General features: G+C 45.5%; 11 protein-coding genes and 1 pseudogene. 7 read left to right on the top strand and 5 right to left on the bottom strand.

Annotation, left to right across the window (positions count from 1 at the left end; all coding sequences use genetic code 11):
- The 3 genes from ACTIE6_RS01710 to ACTIE6_RS01700 form a co-directional block, all read left to right on the top strand.
- Window positions 1–1,381: acetoacetate--CoA ligase (locus tag ACTIE6_RS01710; protein ID WP_439554979.1), on the top strand; the 1,381-nt coding region annotated here is incomplete at its 5' end.
- Window positions 1,382–1,544: 163 nt separating this feature from the next.
- Window positions 1,545–3,251 (top strand): S41 family peptidase, encoded by a 1,707-nt coding sequence (locus ACTIE6_RS01705; protein WP_439554978.1) that lies wholly within the window; start codon window positions 1,545–1,547, stop codon window positions 3,249–3,251.
- 26 nt (window positions 3,252–3,277) lie between these two features.
- Window positions 3,278–4,030, top strand: a complete 753-nt coding sequence (locus ACTIE6_RS01700; protein ID WP_439554977.1) for an SDR family NAD(P)-dependent oxidoreductase — start codon at window positions 3,278–3,280, stop codon at window positions 4,028–4,030.
- Window positions 4,031–4,036: 6 nt separating this feature from the next.
- Here ACTIE6_RS01700 and ACTIE6_RS01695 read toward each other — a convergent pair whose 3' ends face one another.
- From ACTIE6_RS01695 to ACTIE6_RS01685, 3 genes are all read right to left on the bottom strand, one after another.
- Window positions 4,037–4,717 (bottom strand): peptidoglycan DD-metalloendopeptidase family protein, encoded by a 681-nt coding sequence (locus ACTIE6_RS01695; protein WP_439554976.1) that lies wholly within the window; start codon window positions 4,715–4,717, stop codon window positions 4,037–4,039.
- A 60-nt stretch (window positions 4,718–4,777) separates the two neighbouring features.
- Window positions 4,778–7,354, bottom strand: coding sequence for a zinc-dependent metalloprotease (locus tag ACTIE6_RS01690; protein WP_439554975.1), 2,577 nt, complete (start codon window positions 7,352–7,354; stop codon window positions 4,778–4,780).
- Window positions 7,355–7,431: 77 nt separating this feature from the next.
- Entirely contained in the window at window positions 7,432–8,367 is a 936-nt protein-coding gene (locus ACTIE6_RS01685; RefSeq protein ID WP_439554974.1) for a Ppx/GppA phosphatase family protein, read from the bottom strand.
- Between the two features lie 157 nt (window positions 8,368–8,524).
- Here ACTIE6_RS01685 and rpsU point away from each other — a divergent pair, with 157 nt between their 5' ends.
- The 3 genes from rpsU to ACTIE6_RS01670 all read left to right on the top strand — a co-directional run bounded on the left by rpsU (window position 8,525) and on the right by ACTIE6_RS01670 (window position 12,346).
- On the top strand, window positions 8,525–8,719 hold the full coding sequence (rpsU, locus tag ACTIE6_RS01680; protein WP_026629542.1) for a 30S ribosomal protein S21: 195 nt from the start codon (window positions 8,525–8,527) through the stop codon (window positions 8,717–8,719).
- A gap of 102 nt (window positions 8,720–8,821) precedes the next feature.
- Window positions 8,822–9,694, top strand: a complete 873-nt coding sequence (locus ACTIE6_RS01675) for a tyrosine-type recombinase/integrase (RefSeq protein ID WP_439554973.1) — start codon at window positions 8,822–8,824, stop codon at window positions 9,692–9,694.
- Window positions 9,695–9,760: 66 nt separating this feature from the next.
- Window positions 9,761–12,346, top strand: coding sequence for a phosphoenolpyruvate carboxylase (locus ACTIE6_RS01670; protein ID WP_439554972.1), 2,586 nt, complete (start codon window positions 9,761–9,763; stop codon window positions 12,344–12,346).
- 87 nt (window positions 12,347–12,433) lie between these two features.
- Here the strand turns inward: ACTIE6_RS01670 and ACTIE6_RS01665 are convergent, their stop codons facing one another.
- Both ACTIE6_RS01665 and ACTIE6_RS01660 read right to left on the bottom strand, forming a co-directional pair.
- A complete protein-coding gene (locus tag ACTIE6_RS01665; RefSeq protein WP_439554971.1) occupies window positions 12,434–12,985 on the bottom strand; it encodes a hypothetical protein in 552 nt (183 codons plus the stop codon).
- Window positions 12,986–13,017: 32 nt separating this feature from the next.
- Entirely contained in the window at window positions 13,018–14,871 is a 1,854-nt protein-coding gene (locus ACTIE6_RS01660) for a M12 family metallo-peptidase (protein ID WP_439554970.1), read from the bottom strand.
- Between the two features lie 255 nt (window positions 14,872–15,126).
- On the opposite strand from ACTIE6_RS01660, the pseudogene ACTIE6_RS01655 reads away from it, so the two are divergent.
- Window positions 15,127–15,322 (top strand): annotated as a pseudogene (locus ACTIE6_RS01655) (MarR family transcriptional regulator); the annotation flags it as partial.

Genomic DNA, 15,322 nt, shown 5'->3' with positions numbered 1-15,322 from the left:
GCAAATTGAACCCAAAGTCTTATTTATTGCCGACGGTTGCCAGTACAATGGAAAAGTCCACGATCTGACCGCATTTGCGCAGGAGCTTTCTATTTCACTGCGTTCTGTTAAAGATATTGTTCTGGTCAATAATACCGGTGCCGAAAGCCGGTACGAAAGATATACGGCCTGGGAGGATATTCTCCATTTACAGCATTTTGGCATCGACTTTGAGCCGGTTGCATTCGATCAACCGATCTGGATTTTGTATTCGTCAGGGACAACTGCCGAGCCGAAAGCGATTACACACGGTGTCGGAGGTTGTTTAATCGAGCATTTGAAAGCATTGGTACTCCATCAGAATGTAAAACCAGGCGACCGGTATTTCTGGTATTCAACCACCGGCTGGATGATGTGGAATTACGCGTTGAGCTCACTGCTTTGCGGCGCCACGCTCGTACTTTACGACGGCGCACCTGCTTATCCTTCCTCGCAGGTACTCTGGAGTCTGGCGGAGGAAGCAAAAATCACCCATTTCGGAAGCGGCGCTGCCTTTTTTATTAACTCCATGAAAAATGGTGTCAGCATTACATCTGAGCGTCTTTCTTCATTGGAAACAATTGGCTCCACCGGCTCTCCTTTGCCGCCCGAGGTTTTTGAATGGGTTTATAAACAAGTTAAAAAAGATGTCTGGCTGATCTCACTGAGCGGTGGTACCGACGTTTGTTCCGCATTTGTAGGCGGCTGCCCGATTGTACCGGTACATGCAGGCGAAATCCAATGCAGAATGCTCGGTGCGCGCATTGAAGCTTTTGATGAAAACGGAAAGCCGGTCAAAGATGAGCTGGGAGAAATGGTAATTACCCAACCAATGCCTTCTATGCCCGTTTGCTTCTGGAATGATCCTTCTCAGGAAAAATACCACAGCAGCTACTTCGAAATGTACCCGGGTGTCTGGCGGCACGGAGATTGGATCAAAATCACCGATCGCCAATCTGTGATTATCTATGGTCGCTCCGATGCTACATTGAACAGGGGAGGTGTCCGTATCGGTACTGCGGAGATATACCGGGCAGTGGAAAGCCTGCCCGAGGTGAAAGACAGCCTGGCCGTTTATCTTGAAAAATCCAATGGGGAGGGTACTATTTCTCTTTTCGTCGTACTAGGCAGAACGCAGGAACTGACCGATGAATTGAAGGCGAAGATCAGGGAGACGATTCGCAGTCAGTACAGTCCGCGGCATATTCCTGATACGATTGAGCAGGTTGCCGACATTCCTTACACGATCAATGGGAAGAAAATGGAGGCGCCTATGAAGCGCATTTTAATGGGGCAGGATCCTGAAAAATGCATTAACCTGGATACAATGCGTAATCCTGAGTCACTGAAATTTTTTGTTTGAGGTAAAAACCGATTTCTGTTCAGGATCTAAGCCTGCCCAATTTTCGTTTTCATTCAAAACACGCCTCAGGCTCTCTTGCAATAAGCAATCAAAATCGTTTACTTCACGTTAGATAGAAGTGTGCCGGACAGTCTTCTCAACACCCTTTTCAACCTAGACCAGCATGAATCCAGAAAAGTCTCAGACACCGATTAGTAATTCAAAATCGGTTGTGCGTTTGCCAATCATTATTGGAATAACGCTGGCGGCGGGTGTGTTGCTGGGCAGCACGTTTTTTAGCGGCGGAAAGAAGCTGTCAGAAGTTGCAAAGGGATATGCCAAGTTCCGCGAAGTATTGATGCTGGTTGAAAACAACTATGTTGACTCTGTAAATACCGAAGAGCTGGTTGATTTCTCAATTTCCAAAATGCTGGAAAAGCTGGATCCGCACACCGCCTACTTCAATGCAGAAGAAGCTACCGCAGCACGTTCGCAGCTCGAATCAGGTTTTGACGGGATAGGTGTTGAATTCAATATTTACAACGACACGGTTTACGTGGTAACGCCCCTGAGCGGCGGACCTTCGGAAGCAGCGGGCATCCAAAGCGGTGACCGGATTATTTCGGTTAACAAAGAAAACCTTTCGGGGCCAGGTGTGACCAATGCACAAGTCTATAAATTACTACGAGGTAAAAGGGGCACAAAGGTAAATCTCGCCATTGAGCGCGTAGGATTGAATGAGAAGATGAACTTCGCGGTAGTCCGCGACCGCATTCCAACATTCTCCGTTGATGCATCTTATATGGTTGATCAGGAGATTGGCTATATCAAGGTCAGCCGTTTTTCGGAATCAACATTTGAAGAGTTTAAATCTGCACTGAAAACATTGAAAGGCCAGGGACTTAAAAACCTGATCCTCGACCTGCGCGGAAATCCCGGCGGCTACATGGAGCGGGCTACGAGTATGGCCGATGAATTTATCGCGGGAGATAAGCTGCTGGTGTATACCGAAGGAAAAGATAGTCGCTTCGACCGGAAAACACGCTCACACGTCGATGGGCTTTTTGAGCAAGGCCCATTGATCGTGCTGGTAGACGAAGGAAGCGCCTCGGCTTCTGAAATCCTGGCCGGTGCGTTGCAGGACCACGACCGCGCATTGGTTGTGGGCCGGAGATCTTACGGAAAAGGGTTAGTTCAAATGCCGATCAAACTTTCTGACGGATCTGAACTGCGCCTGACCATCTCGCGCTATTATACCCCGAGCGGAAGAAGCATTCAAAAACCTTACGAGCTGGGCAAAGGAGAGGATTACAGCCAGGATCTTTCACATCGTTACGAAAGTGGCGAGCTGTTCAATGTGGATAGTATCAAATTCGACAAAAGCAAAGTATATAAAACCGACGGCGGGCGCATTGTTTACGGCGGCGGCGGCATTACACCGGATATTTTTGTTGCAAAAGACACTACACAGAACAGCAAGTACCTGTTTGAGCTTTACTCAAAAAATATCATCAGGGAATATGCACTGCGTTATGCCAATTCGAATCAGAAGAAATTGGAGAAGCAGACTTTTGACGAGTTTGTAAAATCGTTTGAGGTGACTGACGCAATGCTGGCTGAAATGGTTAAAGACGCAACGAAATCAGGTATTAAGCCAAATCCTGCCGAGCTGAACCTTTCAAAGACGCTGATTACCTCTCAAACAAAAGCAATTATTGGTCGGTACGTTTGGGGCAGAAAGCAGAAGAGCGGACTCAATAATGAGGTTTTCCAGGTACTTAATCCTACTGATAACGTTTTCCAGCAGGCAGTCCAGATGTTTAATCAGGCGGCGCAGCTCGAAAAAGGTCAATTTAGCAGTCTGAACATTCCGCGTAAGAAAAAGGAGTAGGCAGACTATCACAAATCAACATTCTAATGTCCCGTATTGCATTAATTACCGGAGCTACTTCCGGGATAGGAAAAGCAACTGCCGAGCTATTCGCAGATGCAGGAATTAACCTCATTCTCTGTGGCCGCCGGCAGGAGCGACTGGATGAGCTAGCCGAAAAACTATCCTCCAAAGTGCAGGTTACCACGCTGCTTTTTGATGTACGGGACAAAGGTGCTGTGCTTGCAATGATCAACTCGCTTTCTGATGATTGGAAAAATATTGATATTCTGATCAACAATGCGGGTAATGCACATGGACTGGGCTCGCTCGATGAAGGTGATACCGATGACTGGGACTCGATGATCGATGGAAATGTAAAAGGATTACTATATGTTTCCAAAGCAGTTATTCCATTGCTTTTGGAAAAAGGAAAAGGGCATATCGTAAATATCAGCTCCATTGCCGGCAAGCAGACTTATGCCAATGGGGCAGTGTATTGCGCTTCAAAAGCAGCTGTGGAGGTACTAAGTGAAGGAATGCGCCTCGAACTGACTCATCACGGGATTAAGGTAACCAATGTAGCACCCGGCGCAGTCGAAACAGAATTTTCGCTGGTACGCTTCAAAGGCAATGAAGAACGTGCCGGGAAAGTGTATCAGGGATTTGATCCATTGCAGGCGGGAGATATTGCCGATGCGATACTATATGCAGTAAATGCGCCTGACCGAGTTACGATCGCAGATATTACCATTCTGGCCAGCGCACAGTCCGCTGCAACTACTATTCACAGAAAGTAGGTTAGCTTAATTGTTTTCTGCAATTTTTAAAATCAGGTTTGGATTGGGGCAGATTGACAGGTAGTAATCCTGATCAAAAATGCTGCTTACACCTGGAAAATCGCCTTTATAATCACCTATATCCATAATTAATTGGAAATGTAAATGCGGCGGCCAGTCGCCATTTTCAGGAAAAGCACCTATAAATGCAAATTGCTCACCTTTTGCAATGGTTTTCCCAACTGTAAGTCCATCCAGTGATTCCAGCGACAAATGCCCGTACAGAGTGTAAAAAGTAATTCCTGACAGTTCGTGGGCTAAAATGATTGTAGGCCCGTAATCGCCGTAGTGGTTATTGAATGCAAAACTATGTACTTCACCAGCAAGCGGCGCGTGTACCGGCTCACCCGCAGGTACCCAGATATCAGTACCTAAATGAATGCTCCTCGCGCCGGAATCGTCGCCGCCGAAATGTTTTCGCTGGCGGTAAATCACCCGGTTCTCTCCGTATCCGCCGATCCCATTGAAAGTACTACCTGCCAGAAGTTCGTCAAAAACATAGTCAGAAAACACGCTGGTTTCCGAAAGATCCCGTGTGAGCAGTACCTCATTAGATGCCGAAAAGTCCAGCTTTTTATAAGGTTTTCCATTGTCAATAACTTTGGCAAATGAAGGATAGCTGCCGAGTATTTGTTCAAAATCTGTCATAGCTGCGGGTTAAGCAAAAAAGCCAGGCTTTCCAGTGCCCGGCTTTTTGAATTCAATAATTTATTTAGGGTCCAGACTCTGCTTGATCCGTTGCAGAATATCCTGCAAATGGTATTTCGTGATCTTGTCTGTGCTTTTCGGAATAGCTGCGGCAATCGTGGTTTTCAGATTTTCCAAGTGTGCCCGCGCGACAGAGGGTAAGTCTGTTTTTTCCAGCTCCACAACCCGGGTCGAAAATCCGTATGTAATGCCGACTGGAATCGATTGTACATTGGCTTTGCCTGGTTTCAGCAAGTCGATCAGCTTCTCCGTATACACTTTTTGGAGGTTTCTTCTGAATAAATCAATGTTCCTGCCAGTCTTAGCTTCCGACCAGATTCCACTTTCCAGATCGGTAAAAAGCTCGTCAAGGGTGTAATTCTTGGCAGTTACCCCGGTTTCCATTAACCTCACAGCCCTGTCGCCTGCGAAGAGCAAAGTGATCGCATATTCATGCAATGCTTTTACCGCCTCCACGCCGCTTTCGGGCTTTATTTTATTCATGATATTTTGATCCAAAAGCCAGGTCGGTGTTTTGAAAAGCTGCGCATTCAGAAATTCAACCGCCTCTTTCTGCGTCGCTTTTGCTACCGGTGTGAAAGTCGGACCTTCCATGTCGTAGGTAGTAGGCGTATCGTAAATTCCGCCAATATTCTTGATCACGTGGCCGAGGTACCGGCGGTATTGCGCAGTTACATTGCTGTAAATCTCATCGAGTTCCTTGTAGCTTTCTCCATCCTCGCGGCTCCATTCGATCAGGTTTGGCAATATCCTTTTCAGGTTTTTTATTCCATATTCGGAAGCTTTCATGGCATTGTCGCCCAAATCTTCCGTCTGGTACCTCGGATCGTAGGGGCTGATTTCTGTTCCAAAATGCAGCCTGGTATCTTTATAAGCCTCTTTGGTCATTTCATTCAGCTTCGCCTTCTGCGCTTTTGGATCGCGGATATCAGCAAAGTGGCTGTACCCCCATTGAATCGCCCATTTATCATAATCCCCGATTCTTGGGAAAAGATCAGTAATTCCGTCTTCCGGCTGTGCCACGTAGTTGAAACGTGCATAATCCATAATAGAGGCAGTGTGCCCGTGCTCTTTGATCCATTCTTTGTCACGCAGCTTTTCTACTGGCGTAGCTGAGCTTGCGCCCATATTGTGCCGCAAACCAAGTGTGTGACCAATTTCGTGAGACGAAACAAAACGCACCAGCTGGCCCATTAACTCATCGTCAAATTTCTTCGTGCGCGCTTTCGGGTCTACCGCGGCTGCCTGGATAATATACCAGTTACGCAGCAGGCGCATTACATTGTGGTACCAGCCAATGTGACTTTCCAGGATTTCGCCACTGCGCGGATCGTGTACATTTGGTCCATAAGCATTTTGAATATCGGCCGCGAAATAGCGGATTACCGAATACCGGGCATCTTCCAGGCTCATCGTAGTATCGCCTTCGGGCCAGTACTCACCTCGGATTGCATTCTTCCAGCCCGCTTTTTCAAAAGCAACCTGCCAATCGTCCACACCTGCTTTCAGGTACTTGCGCCATTTTTCGGGAGTAGCCGGGTCGATGTAGTAAATGATTGGCTTTTTAGGCTCAATCAATTCTCCATTCTTCTGTTTCGCAGCATCTTCCGCATTCTTGGGTTCAAGCCTCCACCTTACTGCAAATACTTCCGTATCCGACCGCTGCGATTCTTCGCCAAACACAGCATATTGATTGGCAAAATACCCAACCCGGCTGTCGAAAATCCGCTTCTGCATTGGTTTTTCAGGTAGCAGGATCATGGAAGTATTCATTTCAAAGGTGACCACACCTGCGTCGAGGCCCGAAGGAAGGTACTGACCAATTTGTGGTGTCGGAGTGGGAGAGAGCAGTTGCGGAGATACGGTGAAGGTTTTAACAGTCCGTATTTCCGTGTTGATCGGGAAACTTCTCATTTTTTCAATGTAAGAAGCTTCCTTTTTGAAGCCAGTCAGTTTGAGCAGTTGCTTGTTAACCGAGCTGAGTGAAAAAACCTGGTTATCAGAATTGAAAAAGTCAGTCACATCAATCACCGAAGCTTTTGCCCCCGGCTCTTTTTTCACTGCTTTAATGTCGAAAACGCCGATAATGGGATCGGAGTTGGAGTTTTTAACTGCCTGGAAAATAGGTTTGGTACTGTCGGGACTGGTTAAAACCACCGTCACAGATCTGAGCAGCACATTGTTATCTAAACCCTTTTCCCAGCGGATCATCTGACGGTTCACTTCTTCTCCACCAAAAATTCCTCCTCCTGCTGCGGTTTTGGAATAGCGGGTAACTGCCATGATATCCCGGTTCAGTAACGAATCCGGTATTTCAAAATACCATTTGTCGTCCATTTTATGCACCGAGATCATACCCTTCTGGCTTACAGCACTGGTATCGATCAGGTCTTTGAAAGCTTTCGGACTTTTTTTCTTATCCTCTTTCAGCTTGTCTTTGACGGCCGTCGCCATTGCGTCGACAGCCTTTTCAATTTTTACATCTTCTTCTTTCTTTTTCTTCTTTTTTTGGGCTTGGGCATCATGGAGATACACGAGAGCGAGTCCCGTAAGAATAAGGCACCGAAATAATCTCATGGAATTGTTTAAGAGTTTTGTTTTAAATGATAGAAGCCAGGGGGGTAAATCAAAATCTAATTTACGATCAGAAGTAATTAGTTGGACAATAATTCGGCAAGCACACCTTCTTTTAATGCGTAACTGGAAATCTGAATTTTTTGAATGCCGTAACTCTTTAAAACATAGTCAATCAGGCACAGTGCGACTACAATCATATCCACGCGCAATTCGATCATTCCCGGAATTTGCATTCGCTGATCGTGGTTCCCGGCTAGTATAAGGTGATAGGCGCGGTAAAATTCTTCCAGCGGGAGGTTGAAGTCAGTCTGCTGTTTGGGCGGAGCTTGTGAGAGGCGATGTTGGAAGTCGATATCCACCAGCGTATCGAAGGTACCTGACGAGCCGATCAGTTTTTCAGGAGCGTATTGGTGAATTGCATTCGCCAGCGGGATCAGGTTTTCGTCAAAGTAATTATACAGGTTCTTTTTGTCGGCAACGGAAAGTGGATCGTTCCGCATAAACTTGTCCATTAACCTTTGTCCGCCTATTTCAAAGCTCTGTTTCCAGAAGATCTGGGAATGATTTCCGATGATAAACTCGACGCTGCCGCCGCCAATATCCATAATCAATGCAGGTGCGTTTCCGATGTTGGTACCGAAACGAACACCACGATAAATGTACTCCGCTTCTTTATTTCCGTCTATTACTGTAATAGAAATGCCTGTTTTGTCGAATACCTCTGTGCAAAACTCGCCCTGGTTTTCTGCATTCCTGATTGCGCTGGTGCCAAAAGCAAAGGTGTTTTCGGTAGCAACTTCGTGCGCGTCCAGTGTTTCTCTAAAATAAGTAAGTACGGAAGCAGCGCGGCCGAAAGCCTCCGGTGTGATCACTTTCCGGCTAATCCCGCCCATTCCGATTCTGGCGGGGCGACTATCGTGAAAGATGGTGGAAAACTGATCGCCATTTTTTTCGATGATCAGCAGGTGAAAGGTATTTGTTCCTAAATCAATAATCCCCAGTCGAGAGCTCATATCGGGATGTCTAATTGTTTCATTGCATTCTTTCAATCACAGTGCTTGCAAAAATAACCTAATTTTAATGACTTATTTCTTGATTTTCTGTTCGATATGACTTTTCTTTGCAGTCCAATTTCAGAAAACCATTCAAAATAACATTACATTAATAAGCATGCTGATTATTAACATAAAAGACAACGAATCGATTGACCGCGCTCTTAAGCGTTACAAGAAGAAATTCGAAAGAACCGGTACAATGCGTCAGCTTCGTGCTCGCACAGCTTTCGAAAAACCATCTGTTAGACGTCGTTTCGAAGTTTTGCGTGCCGTTTACAAGGAGAAGACTTACGGTCATTTAGAGGACTAGATCCAAAGGAGTGGTTTCTGAATGAATTATACAGGATCATTGTATCCATATCAAAAAAGAGCTGTCTGATTTCAGATAGCTCTTTTTTGTATATTGGCTGCTATGATCGATGCCTTTCTACAATTTCTGAATTTTGAAAAGCGCGCCAGCGCACATACGGTCAAATCGTACCAGACTGATCTGGATCAATTTCAGAAATACCTTTTGCTTCAATATGAATGCAATGCACCTGAAACAGCACAGCCGGCTATGTTGCGGTCGTGGGTTGTCAGCTTAATAGAAGAAGGATTGAATCCGACTTCTGTGAACAGGAAAATTGCCTCTCTGCGGAGCTACTATGCGTTTTTGAGAAGAAAACAATTGATCTCCAAAGATCCGACGAAAGTCTTGTCGGCATTGAAAACACGGAAAAAGCTCCCGGCATTTGTGGAAGAGCATTCAATGGAAATGCTTTTTCAGGAAGATACATTTACAACAGATTTCTTCGGTCTTCGCGACCGCGTGGTAATTGAACTGCTTTACGGCAGCGGGATCCGGCTGGCCGAGCTGCTGGACCTGGAAGTGAGGCACGTGGACCTGCATGCCTATACGCTGCGGGTTTTCGGTAAACGCGCCAAAGAACGTATTGTACCAATCGGGAAAACCCTGGCGGCACTTCTTGAAATGTATTTAAAAGAAAGAACAGAGTTAGCAGCAGTAGACAACCTCATCATCACAGATGCAGGAAAAGCAGCTTACCCCGTATTTATTCAAAGGCTTGTCAAAAAATACCTTTCGGCAGTAACTACTCTATCTCAAAAGAGCCCTCACATTCTCCGCCATACTTACGCAACGCACCTGCTTAATCGCGGAGCTGATCTGAATGCAATTAAAGAGCTGCTTGGTCACGCTAATCTTGCTGCCACCCAGATTTACACCCATAACTCCATTGAAAAGCTCAAAAAAACGCATCAGCAAGCCCACCCAAAAGCCTGAAACCGATTTTTAGGATTATATTTGACGTCCATAGCAGATCTCAAAATATAATTTCGTCGCTTCATTATGAATAACAGTTTTCAGGACGCAGTTGTAACGAAGTATAATATTTTCAACAGCCTTTTCCTGAGTTTACCCTATCGCGGTATTTTTCAGACGGGTTCGTTACTTCCGATACTTACGCAGCAGAGTGAGACAGGTTTTCAGGAGGGAAAGTCTCCAAAGGAAATCATCGAGCACTTTTTTTCGGAACTACTCGAAACCGCCACACCCAAGGAAAGGACAGATCTGCTTTTTGCATTCATTCAATACATTGAAAGACAAGTTGTTCTTTTTGATTCCGTTGAAGATGCCGCATTTGACCAAACCCACGATCTTACCGGCAAAGGCTCTGTTACCTACCTGACGGAGCGGCTGGATAAAGACGACCTCAAAAAGAAGCTGCTGACGAAATTGCAGGATTTCAGTGTGCGCATTGTGCTCACTGCGCACCCGACCCAGTTTTATTCGGGTAAAGTGCTGGGTATCATCAATGATCTCGAAGATGCAATTAAGCTAAATGATTTTACCGAGGTAAATCAGTTGTTGCTTCAACTCGGTAAAACCGCATTTATCAACCACGAAAAACCTACTCCATTCGACGAGGCTGTCAGCCTGTGCTGGTTCCTTGAAAATGTATACTACGACGCGATTCCTTCCATTCTCGAAAAATTGATCAATGGGCTGGGAATGAGCGTTCACGACTGGCCTTACCCGAATGTGTACCGGCTTGGTTTCTGGCCGGGTGGTGACAGGGACGGTAATCCTTTTGTCAATCCGGACATTACATTGCAGGTTGCGGACAGGCTGAGAGAAACACTTTTGCGCAGCTATTATCGCGATATCCGTCAGCTGAAAAGGCGACTTACCTTCAAAGGTGTCGACGAAGCAGTGTCGATCGCCGAGAAAAAGATGAACAGTACCATTTTTGGTCCGTTCGAAGAAGGTTATGCCAATGCACAGGAGCTGATTGATGAATTGTTGAAAGCGCGGGAAGTGCTGGTAAGCAAGCATCAGGGGCTTTTTGTGGAGCTGCTGGATAATTTTATTTTGAAGCTTAACCTGTTTGGTTTCTTCTTCGCGAGCCTGGATGTGCGCCAGGACAGCCGGAAACATGCGAAAGCGTGGGAGGATATCCTGAAAAGGCTGGAAAAGAAGATCCCGCTTTTGAAATACAGTGATTACGAGAGTTGGGACGAACCAAAGAAGATCGAACTGCTGCTGTCGCTCAATATTCCTTTGCGCGACGAAGACTATGAAGATCCTTTGACAAAAGATATCCTAGGGTCAATCAGGGCAATTAAGACCATTCAGGAAAAGAATGGCGAAAAAGGCGCACATAGATATGTAATCAGCAACAATACTTCTGCATTGAATGTCATGCAGGTAGTTGCACTGGCCAAAAACCTGATTGCTGATGAAAATGGCAAGCTTGCGCTCGATGTAGTTCCATTGTTTGAGACGGTGGACGACCTGGCCAATGCGCCTGAAATCATGCGCAGTTTGTATGAAAATGAATTTTACCGCAACCATTTACAAAACCGCGAAAACCACCAGACTATTATGGTTGGATTTTCGGATGGAACCAAAGATGGTGGTTACCTGCGCGCCAACTGGTCTATTTACCGCGCGAAAGAGGAGTTGACGAAGGTTTCACGAGAGTTTGGTATCAAAGTCACATTCTTCGACGGTCGCGGCGGGCCGCCTGCGCGTGGGGGTGGCAATAACCACAACTTTTACTCGTCGCTTGGATCCGATATTGAAGACAAAGAGATACAACTGACCGTTCAGGGACAAACGATCAGCTCCAATTACGGAACGGTCACTACGGCCATGTACAATCTGGAAAGGTTGTTCACAGCCGGACTTGAAAACCATTTGTTCCGGGAAAACCGTGCTGAGGATGAGCTGAGTACAGAAGATAAGGAGTTGATCGAAGAAATGGCAGAATCAGCCTACAACTCTTACCTGGATCTTAAAAACCACCCGATGTTTGTCAAGTACCTTGATAAGAAAACGCCACTGCGTTTTTACGGTCAGACCAACATTGGCAGCCGCCCTACGAAGCGCGGGAACGATGATGAAGGCTTGAAGTTTGAAGATTTGCGCGCCATTCCGTTTGTTGGTTCCTGGGCACAGATGAAGCAGAATGTACCTGGTTTTTATGGCTTCGGATCGGCAATCCGGCAAATGGCGGACGAAAACAAGGTTGAGGATATCAAGCAACTTTATAAGAAGTCACTGTTTTTCCGGACTTTGATAGAAAATTCAATGCAGTCGCTTTCAAAGGCATTTTTCCCTGCGACAAAGTACTTGCGTGACGAGGAAGAGTACTGTGAATTTTGGGACAAAATGTATGATGAGTTCCTGCTGACACGCGATTTGCTGCTGGAAGTTTCAGGTCAGAAAGAACTGCTGGACAGCAACAATGTAACTAAGGTTTCCATCAAAACCCGCGAGCGCATTGTATTACCTCTGATCACGATTCAGCAATATGCATTGCAAATGCTCGCACTTGATCCAAAAGACCTGCCGGTGGATGTAGAGACTTACAACCAGCTGATCATGCGGGCAATGTTCGGCATTATCAATGCAGCGAGGAACTCGGCTTAGTTGAAAAATTAAGAAGCTAAGAAAATGCTCCTGGAAGTTACTTTCAGGAGCATTTTCTATGTAAAATGAAATTTCAAATCCTGCTATTTAATCCTGCACAAACCGCGTGTGAAACCTTCCATTGGTGAACCGCAGTGTATCCGGAAGCACAGGCTCTCCGCCATTTCTTGTTTTTACCATTGTCATTTGGAATGTCCCTTTAATTTCTCCCGTTGCGCTATTGTACATTTCGATATTTAAATAGTTATCGAAGCCTTCCGCTGGCCCGTACATATCTCCCAGAACATCACCATCCTGTGTCATTATATATAAAATAGCATAAACGGGATCTTTTTCATCGCACCTGAAATCCGTATTTGAAACGATTTTGCTTTTTCCTGGACTCTCCGGGATTTTCATCAAATGCAGCTTTTGCCTAAGATATCCTTCTGTAGAATACAGTTCCGTAAATACTTCCAGACGATCCTGGCTACATGGAAAGGCGGCGGACGGAGGGACAATTTCAGATTCAACAGTCTGGAAGGCATTTTTGTAGGTTTTGTTCCATTCGCTTCCATTCATATCTGCCTTAAAGTATCCGATTGTGTGCCTTTCAGGCAAAATGCGGATCTTGTTACAACCGATCACTATGAGTACCATAGTGCAGATATATATCGATTTTCTAAAAAGCCTCATTTCTGAACGATGATACGTTTCACAACAATCCTGTCACCGATAGTCAGCTTAACCAGGTAGCTCCCATTTTCGAGTTTGTCATTTTTCCATGATAGCGAATGTGGTCCCTTACTTTGGTGGGTTTTTCGCGGAAGTACGGCTTCTAGAAGGTTGCCGGATAAATCTACGATTTCCAGATTAACATCGGCATCGGCTTCCAGATTGTAGCGAATTTGTATTTGTTCACCAGCCGGGTTTGTGGCTACTTCGAAATCGGGATTGAATGTGTTCAGTGAATCAATAACCGCACTTCCTCGCTTGTAGGGGCTAGGCATCTGAGCAGTTATCGCAATGAATGCAGTCGTAGACTTCCCTCCGGCAGTGACAGTACCTTTAAGGTAAATTTTTTGATTTTGATAGAAAAACCAGGTAAAAATATCAGTGGTAGTATTTGACAAAGTATAATTGACTCCGTCATAGCTGTAATGCCAGATAAATGAATATGGCGCGTTACCACAGCTGTAGTTAAGCTCGTAATTCTTTCCGCCTTGGGTTGTGACGTAAGTTGGTCCATCAATGTAAGCCGCTAGCGGAGGCGTTGGGTCGGGTCTGTATGCACCAACCGACAAATGCGTTTCGCTGATCATCTTTGCATTGTTGTTATCAGCAATAGTTCCGGTTGGTTTCCCTCCTACACTGATATTCGGATTTGAAAAATTCAGTAGCCGGCTACTACCATCCGCGGTGTTCAGACTCATCATTGTTCGATCAACGACAATTCCCAGTCCATTCTTAATGTTATATCCCTGTGCATACTGCGGGCTTCCTGAATCTCCGTCGTGCCTGGAACCAAAAATGTGGCCAACCTCATGTGCAAAGGTTTTGTTAGTTATTGCATTCAAAATTTGAACAATGCAATATGCGGAAGCGTTAGTGAGCGGCGGCTCCGCTGTAACACCACGAGGTATATAATTGCCATTGGTGAATAGGACGACTAGATCAGCCTTATACTGATCTCTTAGGCTATTCGCCGTTGGATTAGCCTGCAATTTTGCTACGTCGCCTCCCATAGCGTTAGGAGTTTCAGGAAAATTCAATTCTGCCACACCCGCCAAAGTAAGTAACGCATTGCTGGTAATTCCGCTGTTGTAAATCGTGCTATTGAATTGCGATACTGATAAATTAGCCTGATCGACAACGGCAGCAACACTTCCCGCAATTTCCAGCGCCTTCGGTGTATACAAAACCAGCACCCGCGGGTTAACCAGCGGCTGACACGCATTCATTTTGGCATTTTCGCTGCTCGGGGATTCAGTTGAAGGTGGCGCGAGCTCTGCATGGGTCCGTCCACCAGCTTTGTCGTCAGAACTGGTTGCGCATCCAATATCACTTGCTTTCACTAAGTCTATTTCATGCAATGCATATAATTCGTTCACAGCCGGAAAAATCTCGTATACGCCAGCAGGAGTGGAAATGTGTGCAGTAATCCTGCCCTGTTTTGCCAAAAGAATAACCGCCCCGCGACCTTCGTCTGTCTTTCCGATCCATTCATAATTCGAATCGTCGTGATATTCCACGTGAGTCACTTCTGCGGTGATTGGGCGCGGCTGGCCGGGAATGTTGATTGGCAGTACTCCATCTCTTTGCGCGGTTTTAAGTGGATTAAGCCTGACAAAATGGAATGCAGTAATATTCGGATTTTTCCGGATTCTGGCTTTATACTCGTCTATCTCAGGAGAGCGCGGAAGTTGCTGTTCAGCAACAGGCTCGATCAAGTTAGTTACCTGCGGGAATGCCGTGCCCGAACAAGTGCAGATCATAACAAATGTGATCCAGAAAAATTTTCCGAAATGCGTAAAGTATCTATGCATAAGTAGAAGGGATAATTGTACAACAATGCAATTTGTTTGGTCGAAATGTTCTACTATTTCTAGGTTAAACAAAATAGTTTTACCTCCAAAAACACCTTCAATTAGCTGCCGGCTGGAAGCAGTGTGCGATCGGCAGGTTTGTTGAAAAAAGTTATTTTGAAGAGGCCATTTTTCCCTGCAATAATTAGTAGACGAATAGTTGGGAAGACTTATAACTCGATATACTCAATAACTAAACTTCAACTTGTACTCTACATGACACATCACTCCGATCACCGTGCCTACTTTTTCAAGATAGACACGACTATCAAAAAGATTCGTAATGCCTTACAGAAACAATTGACAGAAGCGGGTTTTGACTTGACCGTAGACCAGTGGGTATTGATCGATCATATATTCAGAAAACAGGGCGTAAGCCAGAACGAACTCGCAGAAATGACCTTCAAAGATC

Source organism: Dyadobacter sp. (assembly GCF_051859145.1).
In the GTDB taxonomy this organism is placed as follows: Bacteria; Bacteroidota; Bacteroidia; order Cytophagales; family Spirosomataceae; genus Dyadobacter.
The sequence above is the reverse complement of the archived record's forward strand: the minus strand, read 5'-3'. Positions and strand labels throughout refer to the sequence as shown.

Excerpts from the sequence above, each read along its gene's own strand:
- rpsU (WP_026629542.1), top strand. The coding sequence starts at position 8,525 with ATGCTGATTATTAACATAAAAGACAACGAATCGATTGACCGCGCTCTT.
- ACTIE6_RS01665 (WP_439554971.1), bottom strand. The coding sequence starts at position 12,985 with ATGGTACTCATAGTGATCGGTTGTAACAAGATCCGCATTTTGCCTGAA.
- ACTIE6_RS01695 (WP_439554976.1), bottom strand. The coding sequence starts at position 4,717 with ATGACAGATTTTGAACAAATACTCGGCAGCTATCCTTCATTTGCCAAA.
- ACTIE6_RS01700 (WP_439554977.1), top strand. The coding sequence starts at position 3,278 with ATGTCCCGTATTGCATTAATTACCGGAGCTACTTCCGGGATAGGAAAA.
- ACTIE6_RS01705 (WP_439554978.1), top strand. The coding sequence starts at position 1,545 with ATGAATCCAGAAAAGTCTCAGACACCGATTAGTAATTCAAAATCGGTT.
- ACTIE6_RS01685 (WP_439554974.1), bottom strand. The coding sequence starts at position 8,367 with ATGAGCTCTCGACTGGGGATTATTGATTTAGGAACAAATACCTTTCAC.
- ACTIE6_RS01675 (WP_439554973.1), top strand. The coding sequence starts at position 8,822 with ATGATCGATGCCTTTCTACAATTTCTGAATTTTGAAAAGCGCGCCAGC.
- ACTIE6_RS01660 (WP_439554970.1), bottom strand. The coding sequence starts at position 14,871 with ATGCATAGATACTTTACGCATTTCGGAAAATTTTTCTGGATCACATTT.
- ACTIE6_RS01670 (WP_439554972.1), top strand. The coding sequence starts at position 9,761 with ATGAATAACAGTTTTCAGGACGCAGTTGTAACGAAGTATAATATTTTC.
- ACTIE6_RS01690 (WP_439554975.1), bottom strand. The coding sequence starts at position 7,354 with ATGAGATTATTTCGGTGCCTTATTCTTACGGGACTCGCTCTCGTGTAT.